Annotated in this window: 24 protein-coding genes; 21 read left to right on the top strand and 3 right to left on the bottom strand. The window is 59.0% G+C overall.

What is annotated here, in order from left to right:
* Positions 1-163: 163 nt before the first annotated feature.
* Positions 164-442 carry a cell division protein FtsB gene (ftsB, locus tag MMG91_RS20625; protein WP_007907178.1) on the top strand — a complete coding sequence of 93 codons (279 nt, stop codon included), beginning with the start codon at positions 164-166 and terminating at the stop codon, positions 440-442.
* Positions 439-1,146, top strand: a complete 708-nt coding sequence (gene ispD, locus MMG91_RS20620) for a 2-C-methyl-D-erythritol 4-phosphate cytidylyltransferase (protein WP_310660538.1) — start codon at positions 439-441, stop codon at positions 1,144-1,146. The genes ftsB and ispD overlap by 4 nt, the downstream gene beginning before the upstream one ends.
* 78 nt (positions 1,147-1,224) lie before the next feature.
* Here the strand turns inward: ispD and MMG91_RS20615 are convergent, their stop codons facing one another.
* On the bottom strand, positions 1,225-2,121 hold the full coding sequence (locus tag MMG91_RS20615; RefSeq protein WP_310660537.1) for a LysR substrate-binding domain-containing protein: 897 nt from the start codon (positions 2,119-2,121) through the stop codon (positions 1,225-1,227).
* A 106-nt stretch (positions 2,122-2,227) separates the two neighbouring features.
* On the opposite strand from MMG91_RS20615, the gene MMG91_RS20610 reads away from it, so the two are divergent.
* From MMG91_RS20610 to rpoS, 8 genes are all read left to right on the top strand, one after another.
* Positions 2,228-3,340, top strand: coding sequence for an S-(hydroxymethyl)glutathione dehydrogenase/class III alcohol dehydrogenase (locus MMG91_RS20610; RefSeq protein ID WP_018927002.1), 1,113 nt, complete (start codon positions 2,228-2,230; stop codon positions 3,338-3,340).
* Between the two features lie 8 nt (positions 3,341-3,348).
* Positions 3,349-4,194 (top strand): S-formylglutathione hydrolase, encoded by an 846-nt coding sequence (fghA, locus tag MMG91_RS20605; protein WP_310660536.1) that lies wholly within the window; start codon positions 3,349-3,351, stop codon positions 4,192-4,194.
* 43 nt (positions 4,195-4,237) lie between these two features.
* The gene (gene ispF / locus MMG91_RS20600) at positions 4,238-4,711 is read left to right on the top strand and encodes a 2-C-methyl-D-erythritol 2,4-cyclodiphosphate synthase (protein WP_038979164.1); all 474 of its coding nucleotides are present in this window, start codon (positions 4,238-4,240) and stop codon (positions 4,709-4,711) included.
* On the top strand, positions 4,708-5,766 hold the full coding sequence (gene truD / locus MMG91_RS20595; protein WP_305504765.1) for a tRNA pseudouridine(13) synthase TruD: 1,059 nt from the start codon (positions 4,708-4,710) through the stop codon (positions 5,764-5,766). Before ispF ends, truD begins: the two co-directional genes overlap by 4 nt.
* Positions 5,754-6,503 carry a 5'/3'-nucleotidase SurE gene (gene surE, locus MMG91_RS20590; protein ID WP_305448401.1) on the top strand — a complete coding sequence of 250 codons (750 nt, stop codon included), beginning with the start codon at positions 5,754-5,756 and terminating at the stop codon, positions 6,501-6,503. Before truD ends, surE begins: the two co-directional genes overlap by 13 nt.
* A gap of 41 nt (positions 6,504-6,544) precedes the next feature.
* On the top strand, positions 6,545-7,180 hold the full coding sequence (locus MMG91_RS20585; RefSeq protein ID WP_177318845.1) for a protein-L-isoaspartate(D-aspartate) O-methyltransferase: 636 nt from the start codon (positions 6,545-6,547) through the stop codon (positions 7,178-7,180).
* Between the two features lie 211 nt (positions 7,181-7,391).
* A complete protein-coding gene (locus MMG91_RS20580; protein ID WP_310660535.1) occupies positions 7,392-8,249 on the top strand; it encodes a peptidoglycan DD-metalloendopeptidase family protein in 858 nt (285 codons plus the stop codon).
* Between the two features lie 106 nt (positions 8,250-8,355).
* A complete protein-coding gene (gene rpoS / locus MMG91_RS20575; RefSeq protein WP_105340288.1) occupies positions 8,356-9,363 on the top strand; it encodes an RNA polymerase sigma factor RpoS in 1,008 nt (335 codons plus the stop codon).
* 484 nt (positions 9,364-9,847) lie between these two features.
* Here the strand turns inward: rpoS and fdxA are convergent, their stop codons facing one another.
* Positions 9,848-10,171, bottom strand: coding sequence for a ferredoxin FdxA (gene fdxA, locus MMG91_RS20570; RefSeq protein ID WP_305423187.1), 324 nt, complete (start codon positions 10,169-10,171; stop codon positions 9,848-9,850).
* A gap of 142 nt (positions 10,172-10,313) precedes the next feature.
* Complete coding sequence (gene mutS, locus MMG91_RS20565) at positions 10,314-12,893, bottom strand: DNA mismatch repair protein MutS (RefSeq protein ID WP_310660534.1); 2,580 nt, start codon at positions 12,891-12,893, stop codon at positions 10,314-10,316.
* A gap of 200 nt (positions 12,894-13,093) precedes the next feature.
* Here mutS and MMG91_RS20560 point away from each other — a divergent pair, with 200 nt between their 5' ends.
* The 11 genes from MMG91_RS20560 to MMG91_RS20510 all read left to right on the top strand — a co-directional run bounded on the left by MMG91_RS20560 (position 13,094) and on the right by MMG91_RS20510 (position 21,697).
* The gene (locus MMG91_RS20560) at positions 13,094-13,828 is read left to right on the top strand and encodes an XRE family transcriptional regulator (protein WP_305506767.1); all 735 of its coding nucleotides are present in this window, start codon (positions 13,094-13,096) and stop codon (positions 13,826-13,828) included.
* Positions 13,829-14,351: 523 nt separating this feature from the next.
* Positions 14,352-14,699 (top strand): phage holin family protein, encoded by a 348-nt coding sequence (locus MMG91_RS20555; RefSeq protein ID WP_123719835.1) that lies wholly within the window; start codon positions 14,352-14,354, stop codon positions 14,697-14,699.
* A 128-nt stretch (positions 14,700-14,827) separates the two neighbouring features.
* Positions 14,828-15,412: a hypothetical protein gene (locus MMG91_RS20550; RefSeq protein ID WP_310660533.1), complete on the top strand. Its 585-nt coding sequence runs from the start codon at positions 14,828-14,830 to the stop codon at positions 15,410-15,412.
* Positions 15,409-15,591: a DUF2635 domain-containing protein gene (locus MMG91_RS20545; protein WP_007907211.1), complete on the top strand. Its 183-nt coding sequence runs from the start codon at positions 15,409-15,411 to the stop codon at positions 15,589-15,591. The genes MMG91_RS20550 and MMG91_RS20545 overlap by 4 nt, the downstream gene beginning before the upstream one ends.
* On the top strand, positions 15,591-17,087 hold the full coding sequence (locus tag MMG91_RS20540) for a phage tail sheath subtilisin-like domain-containing protein (RefSeq protein ID WP_305448418.1): 1,497 nt from the start codon (positions 15,591-15,593) through the stop codon (positions 17,085-17,087). The genes MMG91_RS20545 and MMG91_RS20540 overlap by 1 nt, the downstream gene beginning before the upstream one ends.
* A gap of 67 nt (positions 17,088-17,154) precedes the next feature.
* Entirely contained in the window at positions 17,155-17,502 is a 348-nt protein-coding gene (locus MMG91_RS20535) for a phage tail tube protein (RefSeq protein WP_018926973.1), read from the top strand.
* Positions 17,499-17,795, top strand: a complete 297-nt coding sequence (locus MMG91_RS20530) for a phage tail assembly protein (RefSeq protein ID WP_105340306.1) — start codon at positions 17,499-17,501, stop codon at positions 17,793-17,795. The genes MMG91_RS20535 and MMG91_RS20530 overlap by 4 nt, the downstream gene beginning before the upstream one ends.
* Positions 17,741-17,926 (top strand): hypothetical protein, encoded by a 186-nt coding sequence (locus MMG91_RS20525; protein ID WP_105340307.1) that lies wholly within the window; start codon positions 17,741-17,743, stop codon positions 17,924-17,926. Before MMG91_RS20530 ends, MMG91_RS20525 begins: the two co-directional genes overlap by 55 nt.
* Positions 17,926-19,425 carry a phage tail protein gene (locus MMG91_RS20520; protein ID WP_310660532.1) on the top strand — a complete coding sequence of 500 codons (1,500 nt, stop codon included), beginning with the start codon at positions 17,926-17,928 and terminating at the stop codon, positions 19,423-19,425. The genes MMG91_RS20525 and MMG91_RS20520 overlap by 1 nt, the downstream gene beginning before the upstream one ends.
* Positions 19,412-20,650 (top strand): DNA circularization N-terminal domain-containing protein, encoded by a 1,239-nt coding sequence (locus tag MMG91_RS20515; RefSeq protein ID WP_310660531.1) that lies wholly within the window; start codon positions 19,412-19,414, stop codon positions 20,648-20,650. The genes MMG91_RS20520 and MMG91_RS20515 overlap by 14 nt, the downstream gene beginning before the upstream one ends.
* A 3-nt stretch (positions 20,651-20,653) precedes the next feature.
* Positions 20,654-21,697, top strand: coding sequence for a phage baseplate assembly protein (locus MMG91_RS20510; protein WP_310660530.1), 1,044 nt, complete (start codon positions 20,654-20,656; stop codon positions 21,695-21,697).
* Positions 21,698-21,745 lie beyond the last annotated feature (48 nt).

Here is a 21,745-nt window from a genome sequence, read left to right as displayed (position 1 = left end):
TGGTAAAAAGACACCGGATTGTGTCGAAAAAATCGCGACAGCGATGGATTTGCCACTAATCTGATGCCTTAAGAGCACAAGCCTGGTTCTTCCAGGCTTCGTGCTATCAGAAGCTTCAAAGTTTTGGCATGGCTGTCTTTTTTCACTGGATACCTGATATTCGATGCGCAGTCCCAATTGGTTGTTCCTCGTCTTGCTCTTGCTGCTGGCCGGCCTGCAGTACCGCCTGTGGGTGGGTAATGGCAGTCTGGCGCAAGTGGCCGAGCTGAAGCAGCAGATTGCGGATCAACACGCCGAGAATGAGGCGTTGCTGGAGCGTAATCGGGTGATGGACGCCGAAGTCAGCGAATTGAAAAAGGGCATGGAGACCGTTGAGGAACGGGCTCGTCATGAGTTGGGCATGGTCAAGGACGGTGAAACCCTTTACCAGTTGGCCCAATGATTAATTCGTTACCGGCCTTCTGGGCCGTGATTCCTGCCGCGGGCGTCGGTGCCCGTATGGCCGCGGACCGTCCCAAGCAATATTTGCAGCTGGGCGGGCGCACTATTCTCGAACACAGCCTCGGCTGTTTCCTCGATCATCCTGCCCTGAAAGGGTTGGTGGTCAGTCTTGCAATCGACGATCCTTACTGGCCGAACCTGGCGTGCGCTGCCGATCCGCGTATTCAGCGGGTTGAAGGTGGCGCCGAGCGTTCCGGGTCGGTGCTCAATGCCTTGCTGCATCTGCATGCCCAAGGCGCTGACGATCAGGATTGGGTATTGGTGCACGATGCTGCACGACCGAATCTGGCGCGTGATGATCTGGATAAACTGCTCAGTGAGCTGGCCGACGATCCGGTAGGCGGTCTGTTGGCGGTGCCTGCGCGCGATACCCTCAAGCGGGTCGACAAGCACGGGCGCGTGCTGGAAACGGTGGATCGCAGTGTGATCTGGCAAGCGTATACGCCGCAAATGTTTCGCCTTGGCGCGTTGCATCGGGCGTTGGCGGACAGTCTGGTGGCGGACGTTGTCATCACCGATGAAGCCTCGGCCATGGAATGGTCGGGCCAGGCGCCGCGCCTGATTGAAGGGCGATCCGATAACATCAAAGTCACTCGCCCTGAAGACCTTGAATGGTTGCGACAGCGTTGGGCCAACCGCCGCTAAAAGATCGCAGCCTTCGGCAGCTCCTACGGATGTACACATAACCATGTAGGAGCCGCCGAAGGCTGCGATCTTTTGATCTTAAACGCGATATTCCGCTCTTTCAGCCAACCCCTCCTTCAAGTAATCCACCAACTTTCGCACCTTTGGCGACAGATGCCGTTGCTGTGGGTAAAGCGCCCAAACGGCGGTGTTCGGCGGTTGATGGGCTTCCAACAGCGAAATCAATTCGCCGTTTTTCAGATATTCCAGTACGTAATAATCCGGCAACTGACACAACCCAACTCCTTGTAGCGCGGCATCCAACACTGCCTGCCCGCTGTTGCAGCGCCAGTTTCCCTGCACGCGCTGGGAAAATTCCCGACCGTTCTGTTCCAGTTGCCAGATGTCCGAGCTACCGATGAGGCAATTATGGCGACTCAGTTCCGACAAGCTGTGTGGGCGACCGTACCGTTCCAGGTAGGACGGCGAGGCGCACAGGTACATACGCCGCGGTGCCAGACGTGTGGCGACCAATCTTGAATCCTGCAGACGGCCGAGGCGGATGGCCAGGTCCAGCCCTTCATGCACCAGATCGAGCGGTCGATTGCTCAGTTCGATGTCGACGCGCAGTTGCGGATACAGCGCCATGAAGCGAGTCACCAGTGGCACGATGAATCGTTCGCCGTAGGCCACGGCACAAGTCATGCGCAGCATGCCCTTGGGTTCGCTAGTCAGGTCGCCGACAGCGCGCAACGCTTCTTCGCGACCGTCCTGCAACCGTTGGCAATGTTGCAGAAAGGTTTGCCCGGCTTCGGTCAGCGTGACCCGGCGGGTGCTGCGATAGAGCAAGCGGGTTTGCAGTCGCTCTTCCAGTCGTACGATTTGGCGACTGATGTGGGAGGAAGACACCCCAAGGCGTTCAGCCGCGGCGGTGAATTGGTTGCACTCTGCGACGGCGACGAACTCGTCGATGCCTTCCCAGCGGTTTTCGGACATCAGGATTATCCCTGTGTGGCAATAATGTTTTGCTTTTGTCCTGATTATTCATCGTAAGCCGCTGTATTACACTCCTTGTCTTGTTTTTATTCACTGGAGAGTCAGCATGATCAAGTCGCGCGCCGCCGTTGCCTTCGAGGCCAAGAAACCCCTCGAGATCGTTGAAGTCGATGTTGCCATGCCCAAGGCGGGTGAAGTCCTGCTGCGTGTAGTTGCCTCCGGTGTTTGCCATACCGATGCCTACACCCTCTCTGGCGCGGACCCGGAAGGTATCTTCCCGTCGATCCTGGGTCATGAAGGTGGCGCGGTGGTCGAAGCGATTGGTGAGGGCGTGACTTCGGTCGCGGTCGGCGATCATGTGATCCCGCTATACACCCCGGAATGTGGCAAGTGCAAATTCTGTCTGTCGGGCAAAACCAACCTCTGCCAGGCGATTCGTGCAACCCAGGGTAAAGGCCTGATGCCGGACGGCACTTCGCGCTTTTCCTACAAGGGCGAAACGATTTTCCACTACATGGGCACCTCGACTTTTTCCGAGTACACCGTGCTACCGGAAATCTCCGTGGCCAAAATTCCTAAAGAAGCCCCATTGGAAAAAGTCTGCCTGCTGGGTTGTGGCGTCACCACTGGTATCGGTGCGGTCATCAACACCGCCAAGGTCAAACCGGGTGACACCGTTGCCATCTTCGGTCTGGGCGGCATTGGTCTGTCAGCTGTGATCGGCGCGGTCAAAGCCAAGGCAGGGCGGATCATCGCCATCGATATCAATCCGGCCAAGTTCGAGATCGCCAGGCAATTGGGCGCGACCGATTGTGTAAACCCGAAAGACTTCGATCGTCCGATTCAGGAAGTGATCGTCGACATGACCGATGGCGGCGTCGACTTTTCCTTCGAATGCATCGGCAACGTCCAGTTGATGCGTGCCGCACTTGAGTGCTGCCACAAAGGCTGGGGTGAGTCGGTGATCATCGGCGTGGCCGGCGCCGGTCAGGAAATCTCCACCCGTCCGTTCCAGTTGGTGACCGGTCGCGTCTGGCGCGGTTCGGCATTCGGTGGTGTGCGTGGGCGTACCGAGTTGCCGAGCTATGTCGAAATGGCCCAGACCGGCGAGATCCCGCTGGATACCTTCATTACCCACACGATGGGCCTGGAAGATATCAACAAGGCGTTTGACCTGATGCATGAAGGCAAAAGCATCCGTAGCGTCATCCATTTCTGAGGTCGGTCATGAGCCTGGAAAATATCTCCTGTCAGAAAAGCTTCGGCGGCTGGCACAAGCGCTATCGGCACCGCTCCGACGTGCTCGGTTGCGACATGGTGTTTGCCGTATACCTGCCACCGCAAGCGGAGCAGGGCGGTAAGCTGCCGGTGCTGTATTGGTTGTCCGGCCTGACCTGCACCGACGAAAACTTCATGCAAAAGGCCGGCGCCATGCGCATGGCCGCCGAGCTGGGGCTGATCATCGTCGCACCGGACACCAGCCCGCGCGGCCCTGATGTGCCGGGTGATCCGGACGGCGCCTGGGACTTCGGTCTCGGTGCCGGGTTCTATCTGAATGCCACGCAGGAACCTTGGTCCCGGCACTATCGGATGCATGACTATGTCGTGCAGGAATTGCCGGCATTGGTCGAAGCGCATTTCCCGACATCGGACAAACGTGGCATCAGCGGTCACTCCATGGGCGGCCACGGTGCGTTGGTCTGTGCGTTGCGCAATCCGGGGCGCTATCTGTCGGTGTCGGCGTTCTCGCCAATCAATAATCCGATTGATTGCCCTTGGGGCCAGAAAGCCTTTTCCCGTTACTTGGGAGAGGACCGTTCGAAGTGGCGCGAATGGGATGCCTGTGCATTGATTGCCGAGGCTGACGAGAAGCTGCCGCTGCTGGTCGATCAGGGTGATCGCGATGATTTCCTGGCCACCCAGCTCAAGCCTGAAACCTTGCAGCAAGCCGCCAAACTGGCAGGTCATCCGCTGACGTTGCGTTTGCAACCGGGCTACGACCACAGTTATTTCTTCATCGCCAGCTTCATCGACGACCACTTGCAGCATCACGCGCGCGCTCTAGGCGCTTAATGCAGGTAGAATCACGCCCTGACAAAAATCGGGGCGTTTTTTTATGCGTATTGGCCACGGCTACGATGTGCACCGTTTCGCTGAAGGCGATTTCATCACTCTGGGCGGCGTGCGGATTGCACACAGCTTCGGGCTGCTCGCCCATTCCGACGGTGACGTTTTGCTGCACGCCTTGAGCGATGCCTTGCTCGGCGCTGCCGCGCTGGGTGATATCGGCAAGCACTTCCCGGACACCGACCCGCAATTCAAGGGCGCCGACAGCCGTGTGCTGTTGCGTCATGTCGTCGCACTGATCCACGCCAAAGGCTGGAAAGTCGGCAACGTCGATAACACCATCGTCGCCCAGGCCCCGAAAATGGCCCCGCATATCGAATCGATGCGCGCGCTGATTGCCGCGGATCTTCAAGTTGAGTTGGATCAAGTGAACGTGAAAGCTACCACCACCGAAAAGCTCGGCTTTGTCGGTCGCGAAGAAGGCATTGCCGTGCACTCCGTTGCCCTGTTGCTGCGCGCATGAACGAACTGCAATTGCTTGGCCCCCGGGCCTATGGTGAGGCTCTCGGCAGCGCGGTACTGAAAGCCACGGCGGAAGATTTTCAGGTCGATGAGGTGCTTGATATCCCCCTGAGCGGCGATGGCGAACACCTGTGGATCTGGGTGGAAAAGCGCGGTCTGAATACCGAAGAAGCGGCACGACGCATTGCCAAGGCGGCGGGTGTGCCGTTACGCACCGTCAGCTATGCCGGCCTCAAGGACCGTCAGGCGCTGACTCGCCAGTGGTTCAGCGTGCAGCTGCCGGGCAAGGCAGATCCTGATCTGTCGGCGGCGGAAAACGACACACTGAAAATCCTCAAGACCGGTCGGCACAAGCGCAAACTGCAACGCGGTGCCCACTCGGCCAACGGCTTCACCTTGCGCTTGACCCAGTTCGCCGGTGACAAGGCAGCGATTGAAGAGCGTCTGCAACTGATCGCCAAGCAAGGTATTCCCAATTATTTCGGCGCCCAGCGTTTCGGCTTTGATGGCGGCAACGTAGTCGACGCTCGTGCCTGGGCGGCGCGCAAAGCCCTGCCGGAGCAACGCAATGTGCGTTCGCGGCTGCTCTCCACCGCGCGCAGCTTTCTGTTCAATCAAGTGTTGGCGGCGCGCGTCGCCGATGGCACCTGGCAGCGCGCTCAGGTGGGTGATCTGCTGGCGTTCACCGACAGCCGCAGTTTTTTCCCGGCCGGTGAAGCCGAATGCAGCGACCCGCGCTTGGCGATTCTCGACTTGCACCCGACCGGCCCGCAGTGGGGCGAAGGTGACTCGCCGACGTCAGGCGCTGTCCATGAATTGGAGCAGGCAATCGCCGCGCGCGAAGCGGATCTGCGCGATTGGTTGATTAACGCCGGAATGAGCCACGAACGTCGCATCCTGCGGCTGCCCATTGGCGGGTTGACGTGGCATTATCCCCAGCCTGACATTCTGCAACTGGAATTCGTCCTGCCGGCCGGATGCTTCGCCACCGTATTGGTGCGTGAACTCGTCGATCTGGTGCCGGTGGGGCAGACGGACAGCCCATGCGTATTCTGATTTCTAACGACGATGGGGTAGCCGCACCCGGTCTCGCCGCGCTTTATGCTGCGCTGGCGGATTACACCGAATGCGTGGTTATCGCCCCGGACCAGGACAAAAGCGGCGCCAGCAGCTCGCTGACGCTCGACCGCCCGTTGCACCCGCAAACCCTGGCCAACGGCTTTATCAGCCTCAACGGCACACCCACCGACTGCGTGCACCTGGGCCTTAACGGCTTGCTGGAACTCGAGCCGGACATGGTGGTTTCCGGCATCAACCTGGGGGCCAACCTGGGGGATGACGTGCTGTATTCCGGCACCGTGGCGGCGGCCCTCGAGGGGCGTTTCCTTGGGCGTCCTTCGTTTGCCTTTTCGTTCGTCTCACGGCAAGTAGAGAACCTTCCCACAGCCGCCTATTTTGCGCGCAAACTGGTAGAGGCTCACGCGGACCTTGAACTGCCACCGCGCACGGTACTGAATGTGAACATTCCCAACTTGCCGCTTGAGCACATCCGCGGTATCCAGCTGACCCGCCTCGGCCATCGCGCCCGCGCCGCGGCACCGATGAAAGTGGTCGACCCGCGCGGTAAATCCGGTTACTGGATCGCCGCCGCGGGGGACGCTGAAGATGGTGGCCCGGGCACCGATTTTCATGCGGTGATGCAAGGCTATGTTTCAATCACGCCACTGCAACTGGATCGCACCTTTAATGATGCCTTCAGAAGTCTCGATGGCTGGCTGGAGGGTCTGCGTTAATGGCTCGTGAACAAGACCATATTCTGCATCGCGGTATCGGGATGACCTCTCAACGGACCCGTGAGCGTCTGATTCAGCGCCTCTATGAAGAGGGAATATCCAACGCCAAGGTGCTGGAAGTCATCCGCCGCACCCCGCGTCATCTGTTCGTCGATGAGGCGTTGGCCCATCGCGCCTATGAAGATACGGCGCTGCCGATCGGGCATAACCAGACCATCTCCCAGCCTTATATGGTGGCGCGCATGAGCGAGCTGCTGCTGGAAGCCGGTCCGTTGGACAAGGTGATGGAAATCGGCACCGGTTCGGGTTATCAGACGGCCGTGCTGTCGCAATTGGTCGAGCGGGTTTTTTCCGTGGAGCGCATCAAGGTGCTGCAAGACCGGGCCAAGGAGCGCCTAGTGGAACTGAACCTGCGCAACGTGGTGTTTCGCTGGGGCGATGGTTGGGAAGGCTGGCCGGCACTGGCGCCATACAACGGCATCATCGTCACCGCCGTGGCCACCGACGTGCCTCAGGCACTGCTCGATCAGCTGGCACCCGGCGGGCGACTGGTGATTCCGGTCGGCTCCGGTGAAGTTCAACAATTGATGTTGATCATCCGTGAGGAACAGGGCTTTTCCAGGCGTGTTCTGGGGGCGGTGCGCTTTGTGCCATTGCTCAATGGGCCGTTGGCCTGAGCATTTGTTTAAGCACGCTGAATTCTCTTCGATTGCCTGGGTCTTACAGCGGCATCAATTGGTTAAACGGAATTCATCGTCTGACAGCAAACGTGTGCCAGAAGCGAATCCGCTTCATTAAGGGTAAAGCCGGTTCGGCCCGTTTTACATGCGACATTTCGTGCCGAAGCACGACAATTCATATTTTTAGCCACCACAAAGGGAGCGGCGGGTGAGTCTCACAGTCATTGCGCAGCGAATGGGTATAACGAGCTTTCAGCGTCTGGTGACTGGCCTTGTCTTGAGTACCTTGCTGGTCGGATGTTCCAGCACAAAATCAGGGAGTGCGAGCGTCGTCGATCGCAATAACGCGGTCGCCCGACGTCCGGCCGTGACCACTGGCCAGTATGTTGTCCGGCCCAAGGACACTTTGTTCTCCATCGCCTTTCGCTACGGTTGGGACTACAAAGCCCTCGCGGCGCGGAACAATATTCCTACGCCTTACACGATCCATCCGGGTCAGACGATTCGCTTCGATGGTCGCAGCGGTTCAACGCCGACGGCAGTAGTGAGTTCGTCCAGTTCCTCGCCTTCGTCGTCGAGTAAAACCACCGTAATTCGGCGCCAGGCAAATGGCGCGACGACCAGCACAACAGTGCTTGCACCGTCCGTCGCCAACAAGCCGGCACCCGCGCCACTGCCTCCTGTCGGTCCGGCCCCGACGGGCTGGGGGTGGCCTTCTAATGGCATTCTCATTGGTAAATTCTCTTCAAACGGTAGTTTGAATAAAGGAATTGATATCGCCGGAGATTTGGGACAGCCTGTTTTAGCTGCGTCTGATGGGACGGTGGTATACGCCGGGAGTGGCTTAAGGGGCTACGGCGAATTAGTCATCATCAAACACAGCGATACCTACGTCAGTGCCTACGGACATAACCGCAGGCTGTTGGTTCGGGAGGGGCAGCAGGTCAAAGTCGGACAGACAATTGCCGAAATGGGGTCAACGGGTACAGACCGGGTGAAACTGCATTTTGAGATTCGCCGACAAGGTAAACCTGTAGATCCGCTGCAATTCCTGCCACGTCGTTGATTTGTTAGCCAGCCTGTTCCGTCACGTAGAGGGAACAGGCTCCAGCGTTGCCAGGGATAAAGGCGCCGCTTGAGCTTGAGGTCGAACTCACCAAAGGACTATAACAATGGCTCTCAGTAAAGAAGTGCCGGAGTTTGACATCGACGATGAGGTTCTCCTGATGGAGACCGGCATCGCCACGGATTCGATGTCGAATGATGAAGGGGATGCACCTCCTTCCGTTCGTGCCAAATCCAGACACTCCGCTTCGCTTAAGCAACACAAGTACATCGACTACACACGGGCACTCGATGCCACTCAGCTGTACCTAAACGAAATCGGCTTTTCCCCATTGCTCTCCCCGGAAGAAGAAGTTCATTTTGCGCGCTTGTCGCAAAGTGGCGATCCGGCCGGACGCAAGCGCATGATTGAAAGCAACCTGCGGCTGGTGGTGAAAATCGCCCGGCGCTACGTCAATCGTGGGCTGTCGTTACTGGACCTGATCGAAGAGGGCAACCTCGGACTGATCCGGGCAGTAGAAAAGTTCGATCCCGAACGTGGATTCCGCTTTTCGACCTACGCCACCTGGTGGATTCGTCAGACCATCGAGCGCGCGATCATGAATCAGACCCGGACCATCCGGTTACCGATCCATGTGGTCAAAGAGCTCAACGTGTACTTGCGCGCTGCACGGGAGCTGACTCAAAAGCTCGATCACGAACCCTCACCCGAAGAAATCGCCAACCTGCTGGAGAAACCGGTAGGCGAGGTCAAGCGCATGCTCGGCCTGAATGAGCGGGTTTCTTCGGTCGACGTCTCGCTGGGTCCGGATTCGGATAAAACCCTGCTGGACACCCTGACCGACGACCGCCCGACCGATCCATGCGAACTGTTGCAGGACGACGACCTGTCCCAGAGCATCGATCAATGGCTCTCGGAGCTGACCGACAAGCAACGCGAGGTGGTCATTCGCCGCTTTGGCTTGCGAGGTCACGAGAGCAGTACGCTTGAAGATGTAGGCCTGGAAATCGGCCTGACCCGGGAGCGGGTCAGGCAAATCCAGGTTGAAGGTCTCAAGCGTCTTCGGGAGATTCTCGAGAAAAACGGCCTGTCGAGTGAGTCGCTGTTCCAATAAGCAATTCGCTCAACCGGTAACAAATAGCCCCACCTGGTTGGGGCTTTTTGTTGTCTGGAATAGGGGAAGGGAGTTGTCTGGGACATCACCTCAAGTTTGTAGTCTCGTTTTGTAAGTCTTTGCTTACTCTTTCGTAAGTGTTCGTTATTTTTAAACCCAAGCAGTTGTCTATTTGACCTGTTGCTTATGTTTATCTTGTTGATTTATATGATTATTTTTTTAGATTAACGGCATGTGACAGCCGATTTCAGCGACAGAGGCCGATTGCCCTTAGTTGGGAATCCTCTAGTATCTGAACTGTGTCGACGGATAGACACGCCCTTCAAGGAAGAGGGGAACGGACATCGCAGGAAGCGGTTCATCAGGACGATGAAAAGGAACACAAGGAATAGGGAAAAAATGTGGGCGGGTCAAACCGCCCCTTTTTTTGTCCGCAGAAAAGCAAAAAGGCCCGCAAGGGGCCTTTTCGAGAACGCGAGGGAAATCAGCGTTCGAGGTGTTCGATTTTGTTTGGCTTGCCATCCCATTCAGCGGAATCGGGCAATGGATCTTTGCGTTCAGTGATGTTCGGCCATACCTCGGCCAATTCCATGTTCAGCTGAATGAAGTTTTCCATGCCGGCCGGTACTTCATCTTCGGAGAAGATGGCCACGGCAGGGCATTCTGGTTCGCACAGTGCGCAGTCGATGCACTCATCCGGGTGAATCACCAGGAAGTTCGGGCCTTCGTAAAAGCAGTCCACCGGACAGACTTCTACGCAGTCGGTGTACTTGCACTTGATGCAGTTGTCGGTGACGACGAAGGTCATTTCTAATTTTCTCCTCAGGCGGCGGCAGCGGAGCCCCTTCACGTTGGGGTCGCCAGGTTTGGGAGCGATAGTCTGCAGGTCAGGCTATTGGCCTGCAGCATCCCAAACCGCGCGAGATTCTAACAGCTTGCAGGCAAGTGCGTTAGATCCGTGTCTTTAGTGTATAGAGCATTTCGAGTGCACGACGCGGTGTTATGTCGTCCAGATCAAGTTTGGCCAGTTCATCCAGTACCGGATGCGGCAGGCTGGCGAACATGTCGCTCTGCTGCGGCGTAGCCGGTTTGCCTTTGGCCGGCTTCGGAACTTCATGAGGCAGTGCTGTGGATTCCAGTCGGCTCAGATGTTCACGAGCCCGCACGATCACTTCGCCCGGCACCCCGGCCAACTGCGCAACCGCCAGGCCATAGCTTTGGCTGGCGGGCCCGGGAAGTACGTGGTGCAGGAACACGATGCGTTCGTTGTGCTCAGTGGCATTGAGGTGCACGTTGGCCACCAGTGGCTGGGCTTCCGGCAGCACTGTGAGCTCGAAATAGTGAGTAGCGAACAGGGTGTAGGCCCGCAGGTGCGCCAGACGCTCAGCCGCGGCCCAGGCCAGGGACAGACCGTCGAAGGTGCTGGTGCCGCGACCGACTTCGTCCATCAGCACCAGACTGCGTTCGGTGGCGTTGTGCAGAATGTTCGCGGTTTCGCTCATTTCGACCATGAAAGTCGAACGCCCGCCCGCCAAGTCATCGCTGGAACCGATCCGGGTGAAAATCCGGTCTACCAGGGACAATTCGCAACTCGCCGCCGGCACGAAGCTGCCGATGTGCGCCAGCAGCACGATCAATGCGGTCTGACGCATGTAGGTGGATTTACCGCCCATGTTCGGACCGGTGATCACCAGCATGCGGGTGTTGTCGTCAAGGCTCAGGTCGTTGGCCACGAACGGCGTGGTGAGGACTTGCTCGACCACCGGGTGCCGACCCTGGGTGATGCGCATGCACGGCTCGCTGACGAAGCGCGGGCAGTTCAGGTCCAGATTCAGTGCACGCTCGGCAAGGTTGCTCAGCACGTCCAGTTCGGCCAACGCGGCGGCCGTGTCTTGCAAGGGCGGCAACTGGGCGATCAGGTCTTCGAGCAGCGCTTCGTAGAGCATCTTCTCGCGAGCCAGGGCGCGGCTCTTGGCCGACAGCGCCTTGTCTTCGAATGCTTTCAGTTCTGGGGTGATGAAGCGCTCGGCGCCTTTGAGGGTCTGCCGGCGAATATAGTCCGCAGGCGCCGATTCGGCCTGCTTGCTCGGCAACTCGATGAAGTATCCATGAATCCGGTTGTAGCCGACCTTCAGGTGCGACAGGCCGGTGCGGGCTTTCTCGCGTGCTTCAAGATCGATCAGGAACTGCCCGGCGTTTTCGCTGAGCGATTGCAGTTCGTCGAGTTCGCTGTCGTAACCGGTTTTCAACACGCCGCCATCACGAATGACGGCGGGCGGGTTGTCGATAATGGCTTTTTCCAGCAGGGCCGCCAGTTCCGGGTAGGTGCTGGTGGTGGTGGCCAGTTGAATGATGTGCGGGGCTTCAAGCTCGGCCATCGCGACCTGCAGCTCTGGCAGTGCACCGAGGGCATCGCGCAGACGCGCCAGGTCACGAGGACGGGCGTTACGCAGGCCGATTCGCGCCAGAATCCGCTCGATATCACCAATTTCCTTGAGCTGCGGTTGCAGTTTTTCGAAGCGGTAACCATCGAGCAGGCAAGTGATAGAACTCTGACGTGCCAGCAATACGGTCAGATCCCGTAGCGGACGATTCAGCCAGCGGGTCAGCAAGCGGCTGCCCATGGCGGTCTGGCAACGGTCGACCACCGATTGCAACGTGTTGTCGCGACCGCCGGCCAGGTTGGTATCCAGTTCCAGGTTGCGACGGCTCGCACCGTCCAGCACCACCGTGTCGTCCAGGCGTTCATGACGCAGGCTGCGCAAGTGCGGCAGGGCGGTGCGCTGGGTTTCTTTGGCGTAGCTGAGCAGGCAGCCAGCAGCGCCGATCGCCAGGGTCAGGTTCTCGCAGCCGAAACCTTTCAGGTCCTGGGTGGAAAACTGCTGGCAAAGACTTTTCAGCGCCGAGTCACGTTCGAAATCCCACGGCGCACGGCGACGAACCCCACGACGTTTTTCCGCCGGCAGGTCCTTCGGCCAGTCGTCCGGGATCATCAGCTCTACCGGATTGACCCGCTCCAGTTCCGCCAGCAGGTTTTCCCAGCCTTTGATCTCCAGCACGGTGAAGTTGCCGCTGGTGATGTCCAGCACCGCCAGACCGAACAGACGCTCATCACCCAGCACCGCCGCGATCAGATTGTCCCGACGCTCATCCAGCAGTGCTTCGTCGCTGACTGTGCCGGGGGTGATGATCCGCACCACCTGACGATCCACTGGGCCTTTGCTGGTGGCCGGGTCGCCGACCTGCTCACAGATCACCACCGACTCGCCGAGCTTCACCAGTTTCGCCAGGTAGCCTTCTGCGGCGTGGTAAGGAATCCCACACATCGGAATCGCCTGACCCGCCGATTGCCCACGAGCTGTCAGGGTGATGTCCAGCAACTTGGCGGCCTTCTTCGCGTCTTCATAGAAGATCTCGTAGAAGTCGCCCATGCGGTAGAACATCAGCTGGTCAGGGTGCTGGTTCTTCAGGCGCCAGTACTGCTGCATCATTGGCGTGTGGGAGGACAGATCGGAGAGGGCTTTATTCATCGGAAATTCAGGAAAACTCGTTGAAAGGTGTAGGGCAAAGGAGGGGCATCGGCCCGGCTTTTCCGCGATGGGCGCAAGGTTAACATGGGCAGTCCGACCTACGCAGGCATGAAAGCGCCAAGGCACACTTCTGCAAACTATGCACGATCTATGCAAATCAGCATTTGTCTTCCGAAAAAAGATCAAGCACTATGCGCGTTATGCAAAAACGCAATGTTTCAACCGTCTTAAGAGCGCTGCTCGATCAGCATGGGATCTCCCCCACGGAGCTTCACCGTCGCACCGGCGTGCCTCAATCCACTCTCTCGCGGATTCTCAGCGGGAAGATCGTCGATCCTTCGGATAAGCATATTTCGAAGATTGCCGAATACTTCGCCGTGAGCACCGATCAGTTGCGTGGCCGCGCGGATGTCGCGTACGCCGCCAGCGCTGGGCGCGATGAGTCGCATTCGGAACTCAAGGACATAAGCCTGTGGGACGACGATACGCCAGTCGATGATGACGAGGTGTCGGTCCCCTTTCTTCGCGAGGTTGAATTGGCTGCTGGATCAGGAAGATTCGTCATCGAAGAGAGCGAGCGCTCTAGCCTGCGCTTCGGCAAGCGAAGCTTGCGCCACAACGGCGTGCAGTTCGACCAGGCTAAATGCGTAACGGTGCGCGGCAACAGTATGTTGCCGGTCCTGCGCGATGGTGCCACGGTCGGGGTGAATGCCGGTAAATGCGGGATTGGCGACATCGTCGACGGCGACCTGTACGCCATCAACCACAACGGCCAGTTGCGGGTGAAACAGCTTTATCGCTTGCCGACCGGGATTCGCCTGCGCAGCTTCAATCGCGATGAGCATCCAGACGAGGACTACAGCTTCCAGGAAATCCAGGAAGAGCAGATAGTCATCCTCGGTCACGTCTTCTGGTGGGGCATGTACGCCCGTTAACCTCACCGCTGTCAGATAAAACCCGCTGCCCGGCGGTTTTTTTTTCGCCTATCGAAAACCATCAACGCCTTTGTTTGCGGGGGGCTCCATGCATCCGTGCATTCCTGATGCATAAATAAATGCATTTGTGCATTGACTGTATATGCATACATGCATATTCTTTGTCTCAAGCCGCCCAACAAGGCGGCTGGAAACAAAGCTCTTTAGTTCCACCACAAAGGCAGCGATGAACCGGCCTCAACGGTTCAGAGGGTTGGCAACTGACCCGGGTGTGCAGCGTAAAGCACCAGAAGCAGTTATCCGGCGGGCAGGGACCGCGGTCGGAAAAACAATTTGAATGGACTCGTACCGCGCCAGTAGCGCCGAAAGGTCAGCTTCCTTTTTGTACACAGGATTAAAGGAAGGCGAAGGACCGCATTACTGAAAAGCCCAGCGAGTGCCGGGCTTTTTGGAATGCCTACCTCAAGAGACATCGTTTGAACCCAACACACATCACTCATCAATCACCCCCAGGAGGCGTGACATGACAAACGAGCAACAAGCGTTGCTGGACATGCCGATCTGGCTGGTCATCGTTCTCGCCCTGGTGGGCGGGGTGTCCGGCGAAATGTGGCGTGCCGACAAGGAAGGCGCCCGTGGCTGGTCGCTGCTGCGGCGCCTGGCGCTGCGCTCCGGGGCCTGCATGATCTGCGGGGTCTCGGCCATCATGCTGCTGTACGCCGCCGGTGTGTCGATCTGGGCCGCAGGTGCCTTTGGCTGCCTGACGGCGATGGCCGGAGCGGATGTGGCCATCGGACTGTACGAGCGCTGGGCGGCCAAGCGGATTGGCGTTTGCGAAGTGCCGCCGCGCGATTCGCCTCAGGATCATTGAGGCCCCAACCTGAAGGAGCGTCATCCACAGTGCATACCGCACTGACCCGCAAGGACGCGGGTTTCCCACGGCCAGTACCGTTCACTCAAACCCGCCGCGGCGGGTTTTTTATTGCCCGGTGAAGAACCATGAAGATCACAGCCCTGATCACGCAACTGCGTGAACAATGCCCAACCCTGGCCAATCGCGTGGTGGCCGGCATCGACCTCGCCACGCTGCAAGCCAACACCCCGCTGCAAACACCCTGCGCCTATGTGGTGCCGATTGCCGATCTGGCGAGCAAAAGCGTTGCACAAAACCTGATGCTGCAACCCATCCGCGACCGCTTCGAAGTGACGCTGGTACTCGACACCACGGACGCTACAAAAGCGCTGGACCTGTTGCATGACCTGCGCGCCGAACTCTGGCGTGCTCTGGTGGGTTTCAAGCCCGGCAGCGACTACGAGGCCATCGAGTACGACGGCGGCGAACTGGTTTCCATCAACAGCAGCCGCGTGCTGTATCGCCTGCGCTTTTTTGCCGAATTCCAGCTCGGCCGCAATCTGCCGGGGCAACCGGCGGAGAGCTGGCACGAGCGTGAACTGGACGGTTTGTCGTCCTTTACCGGGGCCACCGTGCGGGTCGATGCGATTGATCCCGCGGACCCCAATCTGCAACGCCCAGGCCCCGACGGGCGCCTGGAACTGACTTTCTCTGGAGACGTAACCCCATGAGCAAACGCATCACCGTGCTGCCGGCCCCTGGCCGTGTCGTGCCGGACCCGGAAGCGGGCGATCTGTTGCCCCTCGAGGGCCGTGAAGTGCCGGACAACGCCTGGTGGCGTCGACGTCTGGCCGATGGCGATATCACTACCAAAGCCGTGAAAGCGGCGAAACCACAGGGAGCCAAATAATGGCGATCGGATTCAGCAACATCCCCGCGGACATTCGTGTTCCGCTGTTCTATGCCGAAATGGATAACTCGGCCGCCAATAGCGCGTCGTCGGCCATGCGCCGCCTGATCGTTGCTCAGGTCAACGACAACATCGCGCCGGCCGATGTCGGCAAATTGGTGTTGGTGTCCAGCGTGGCACTGGCCAAAAGCATTGGCGGCCAAGGCTCGATGCTCGCCTCGATGTACGAAACCTGGCGCAAGACCGATCCGATCGGCGAGATCTGGTGCCTGCCGCTGCACAACACTGAAGGCAGCATTGCCAAAGGTGTGCTGACCCTGAGCGGTGCGGCGACGCAAAGCGGCGTGCTCAACCTGTACGTCGGCGGCGTTCGCGTTCAGGCGGCCATCGTCAATGGTGCCACTGCGGCGCAAGCGGCCACGGCCCTGGCACTGAAAATCAATGCCTCCGCCGATCTGCCGGTCAGCGCTGCGGCGGTCGAAGGTGTGGTCACCCTGAGCGCCAAATGGACTGGCGACAGCGGCAACGACATCAGCCTGCAATTCAATCGCCTGGGCAAGAGCAACGGCGAAGAAACCCCGGCCGGCCTGACCTCGGCCATCACCGCCATGACCGGCGGCGCCGGTGTGCCGGATCAAGTGGCCGCCGTGGCGGCGCTGGGCGATGAACCGTTCGAGTTCATCTGCATGCCTTGGTCGGATCTGTCGACCCTCAACACCTGGCAAGCCGTCATGGATGACAGCACCGGTCGTTGGTCCTGGGCCAAGCAATTGTTCGGTCACGTCTACAGCGCCAAGCGCGGCAGCATCGGTACTCTGGTGGCGGCCGGTCAGGCGCGTAACGACCAGCACATGACCATCCAGGCGCTGGAGCCGGGCGTACCGCAACCGTTCTGGGTTCAGGCCGCTGCACTGGCTGCACGCACGTCAGTGTTTATCTCTGCCGACGCCAGCCGGCCGACCCAAAGCGGCAGCCTGCCAGGTCTGGACCCGGCTCCGGCGAGCGAGCGGTTTACCCTGACCGAGCGTCAGTCGCTGCTCAACTACGGCATCGCTACCGCGTACTACGAAGGCGGCTACGTACGAATTCAGCGTTCGATCACCACCTATCAGAAGAACGCCTACGGCCAGGCAGATAACTCCTATCTGGACAGCGAAACCATGCACCAGTCGGCGTTCATCGTGCGTCGTCTGCAAAGCGTGATCACCAGCAAATACGGTCGCCACAAATTGGCCTCCGACGGCACCCGTTTCGGCGCCGGTCAGCCCATCGTCACCCCGAGCACCATTCGCGGTGAGCTGATCGCCCAGTACGCCAAGCTCGAACTGGAAGGCCACGTGGAAAACGCCGAGCTGTTCGCCGAACACCTGATCGTCGAGCGCGATGTTCAGGACCCGAGCCGGGTCAACGTGCTGTTCCCGCCGGACTACATCAACGGCCTGCGCGTGTTCGCGCTGCTCAACCAGTTCCGTCTGCAGTACGACGACGCAGCCTGATCGCTGCCTTTGACTGTGTGATTTCAGCCCACCTCGCGTGGGCTTTTTATTTGAAGGGAGAAACACCATGGGTCAACTGATTGCGGGCACCTGCTACGTCAAAGTGGACGGCGCTCAATTGACTATCAACGGCGGCTGCGAAGCACCATTGATGGCCGTAAAACGGGAAACCGTCGTGCCGGGCTTCTACAAGGAAACCGACATCGCGCCGTCGTTCAAAGTGACGGCGCTGCACACCGCGGACTTCCCGCTCAAGCAACTGATTGCCGGTTCCGACATGACCGTCACCTGCGAATTCAGCAATGGCAAAGTCTATGTACTGGCTGGCGCCTATCTGGTGGAAGAGCCGGTATCCAAAGGCGATGACGCCACCATCGAACTGAAATTCGAAGGCATCAAGGGGACCTGGCAATGAGCAACGCCGTGAAGCTTCAAGTTGCGATCGAAGCCCACGGCGAGCCCTTGACCGAGCTCAACCTGCGCCGCCCGACGGTGCAGGAAGTGCGGGCGATCAAGGCGCTGCCGTACAAGATCGACAAGAGCGAAGAGGTCAGCCTCGACATGGACGTCGCGGCCAAATACATCGCCGTGTGCGCCGGCATTCCGCCGTCGTCGGTCAACCAGCTGGACCTGGCTGACCTCAACACGTTGAGTTGGGCCGTCGCGAGTTTTTTCATGAGTGCGGCGTCGGCGCCATCACCGACCTGATCGCAGTCGCCTATGACCTGGCCTGGTTCTGGAAGGTTGACCCCGAACAGATGATGGCCAGGCCACTGGATGTGCTCCGCGAATCGCTGGAGCACGCGCAACGGATCAATGCGATGCAGCAGGTGCAGTGATGGCAGACACAGAAACGAAAGAGAAAACGTCGGTGCTGCTCACGGGCATTGACGAACTGTCACCCAAACTCGGCGCCCTGCGGGCAAAGGTCGAGCGCTTCAAGAACAACCTGGAGCAGACCGGCCTCGGCAAACTGGATATCAGCGGTTTGTTCAAGGGCGGTAGCGTGATCACGCCGTTCATGGATGCGATCAAGGCGTCCGAGGCGTTCAAAGGCAAATTGACTGAGGTCAGCGAATCGGCCGAAGGCGTTGATTTGCCGAAGGCGCCGGCAAGCGTTACACAAAACATGAATGTGTTCAGCCGCTCGATGGAGCAGGTGTCGGTCGCGGCCAACACGGCCTTGCAGCCTGCCGTCGCTACGATAACGGCAGGTCTTCAACCTTTGTTGGTTGGGTTTGGCAGTCTGCTCGATGACAACCCGAAACTGGTCGAAGGCCTGGCGGCAGGGGCCATTGCGTTCTCGGCGATGCAAACCGCCGTGACCGGCGCGACGCAAGTGTTCGAGCTGATGAGCATGGTGCTCAAGACCAATCCGATCATGCTGATTGCCATGGGTATCGCCCTGGCGGCCGGTTTGATCATTGCCAACTGGGAGCCGATTTCGACGTTTTTCGCCGGGCTCTGGCAAAAGGTTGTCAGTTATTGGGCGCCGATCAGCGGAGTTTTCTCGGATATTTTTGATCGAGTAAAAGCGGTCGTGAGTGCGGGATTCGATTTCCTTAAAGCGTGGTTTGCCTGGACACCCTACGGAATGATCCTGAACAACTGGGGGGCCGTTGTCGGTTTGTTCGCGGCCATCTGGGATCTGCTCATGGCACTGACCGTGCCGGTAAAGGAGAAACTGCGCAGCCTGTTCGATTGGGTGCCGCTGGACGCCATTGCCGCGGCTTGGGATCAGGTGCCTGCCATATTCTCGGGCTGCTGGGAGTCAATCAAGCTTGGAGCGCAGGCGTTCTTTTCCTACCTCAGCGGGCTATTCAATTGGTCGCCCTTGGATGCACTGAGCGAAACATGGGCCTCTGTGGTTCAGTTTTTCAGTGAAAAAGCGGAAAAGCTCCGGGCCATTCTGGCGCCGATCCAGGAGATGCTGGGCGGTAGCGTTGGTGGTTTTATCGCCAAAATTACCGGCAAGGTCGAAGACTTCACCGAGGAGCAAAAGAAAACCAATGCCGAAGGCAAGGGTGAATTTGCGCCAGCAGCGGCGTTCTTTGGTGACGCTTCCGAGCCAGCCTCGAGCGCGCTGAGGGCTCCCGGCAGTTTGCCGATCAAGTCGCCGATGCAGCCCGATTCCCTGACACAAAACTCCAGCACCCTGATCCAGCAAACCGCCGCCAATAACCGCACGCAACTCGAAGGCGGCCTGACCGTGCGCTTCGAAAACGCGCCGGCCGGGCTGCGCACCGATCAACCGCAAACCAATCAACCGGGGCTGGCGCTCAACTCGCGTATCGGCTATCGCTCGTTGTCTCTGGGAGGTTCCAATGAACTGGCGTGACCGTTTGTTGCCGGCATCCTTTCGCGGTGTTGGTTTTTGGGTCGATCAGGCGAAAACCCCGGTCGGTAAAAAGGGTCAGTTGCACGAGTATCCGCAGCGGGATCTGCCGTTTTTCGAGGGCCTTGGCCAGCAGGCGAAGATCCATGATCTGACGGCGTTCATCGTCGGCCCCGATTGTCTGGAGCAGCGCGACAAATTGCTCAAGGCGTTGGAGCAGGGCAGTGGTGAGCTGGTCCACCCGTGGTTGGGGCGGCTGCAAGTCAAGGTCGGTGAATGCGACATGACCCAGACCCGCCAGGACGGCGGGCTGGTGACCTTTACGCTGAAGTTTTATCCCGATGAACCGCTGCCGTTTCCGACGGCCACGGTCAGCACGCAAAAGGTGCTGTTGGCATCGGCGGACACCTTGCTGGGCTCGGCGGTGGCGCGTTTCGAACAGGCCATGACCCTGATCAAGGCCGCGCGGATCGGCATCGCCAATCTGCGCAACAGCCTGACCGGGGTGTATGACGTAATCAAGGAACAGCTCAAACCGTTGATCGAGCAATATCGGCAAATCACCGAGCTGGTCAAAGCGGTCAAGGAATTACCCAAGGAAGTGGCGGCGGAATTCAAGGGCTTGCTTGGCGACATCAAATCGCTCAAGGACTTCGCGAAGGAGGGTTATCGTGGCGTGATTGCCGACGTCTCCCAACAGCTCGAAGCCATCCGCAAAGCCGATGCGCCGAAGCTCACCACCGGCAAGGACACCACGGCCGCGGCGCAAGCCATGGCCGATCTGGTGCAGGACACGCTGCTGGTGAAAGTGGCGCAATGGGTCGCCTCGATGCCAGTGGCGTCGACGCCGGTGAAACTGACGTCGCAGCCGTCGCTGGATCATCAGACGCTGCAGCCGGTCACCCGTCAGGAAGTGCCGGTCACTGACGATTTGCAGTTGTTGCAAAAGGAGTTGAACGAAGCGATCCAACTGGCACTGAACAAGGCCAGCCCCGCGCACTATCAGGCCATCAACGATGTTAAGCAGGCGTTGAATGCGCACCTAAAAGCCGTGGCGTCGTCCGGCGTGCGGCTGGTCAGTAAATCATTTCAGGAGAGCTTGCCCGCTGTCGTCGTGGCCTATCGGCAATTTGCCGACGCGACGCGGGTCATGGAGGTGACTCAGCGCAACGGTGTTGCCCATCCGTTGTTCCTGCCGCCGAACGATGTGAAAGTTTCCGGGAAGTGAACCATGAACGACATGGATAACCGGGTCACCCTGACCGTCGGCGGCCTGGAATACGGTGGCTGGAAAAGCGTGGAAATCACGGCGGATCTGGAGCGTCAGTTCCGCACCTTTAAACTCAACATCACCTGGCAATGGCCGGGGCAGACCGTGGACAAGCGGATCCAGCCAGGTGACGCCTGTGAAGTGCGCATCGGCCAGGATCTGGTGCTGACCGGGTATGTGTTCAAGGCCCCGATCAGCTATGACGGGCGCCAGATCAGCCTGAACATCGAAGGCAGTTCCTGTACCCAGGATCTGGTGGATTGCGCCGCGACCAACCGCCCGAACCAATGGCATGAGCAATCGCTGTTGAGCATCGTCGAAGCGCTGGCGATCACCTACAAGGTGTTTGTGGTCAGCGAAATTCCCGAGACCGCCCGGCTCAGCAGTCACACCATCGTGCCGGGGGAAACGGTGTTTCAATCCATCGACCGCTTGCTGACATTGTTTCGGGTGTTTTCCACCGATGATGCCCAGGGCCGGCTGGTGCTGGCCCGGCCCGGCAGTGGTGGGCGGGCCAGCGATGCGCTGGAGTTGGGCAAGAATATTCTCTCGGCCAACGCGCCGATGGATTACAGCCAGGTGTTCTCCGAATACCGGGTAATCGGTCAGCACAAGGGCACGGACAAGAAGAGCGGGGCAGCGGTCAGCGAGGTTGAATCGGTGTCCGCCGACCTGAGCTACAAGCGTCGGCGGGTCACGGTGATCAACGAAGGCATGCAGATCAATCCCGATCTTGCCTTGCAACGGGCCAACTGGGAAAGCGCCACCCGCGTGGGCAAGGCCAAAGCCACCACCTATCAGGTGCAGGGCTGGCGGCAATCGAACGGCGATCTGTGGCGTCACAACACACTGGTACGGGTCAAGGATCCGGTGCTGGGGTTTGATGACGACATGCTGATCTCGAAGGTGACCTACTCGCTGTCGGCGCAAGGTTCGGTCACCACCCTGCAAGTCGCACCGCCGCATACCTTCGACGCCAATCCCGAGCCTCCCAAAAAGGCCTGAGCCCGACACCAGAACCAGTGGGAGCGGGCTTGCCCGCGATGGCGGCGG

This window comes from Pseudomonas sp. JL3 (assembly GCF_031570575.1).
Taxonomy (GTDB): Bacteria; Pseudomonadota; Gammaproteobacteria; order Pseudomonadales; family Pseudomonadaceae; genus Aquipseudomonas; species Aquipseudomonas cucumis.
This window is presented reverse-complemented; position numbering and strand designations above follow the sequence as displayed.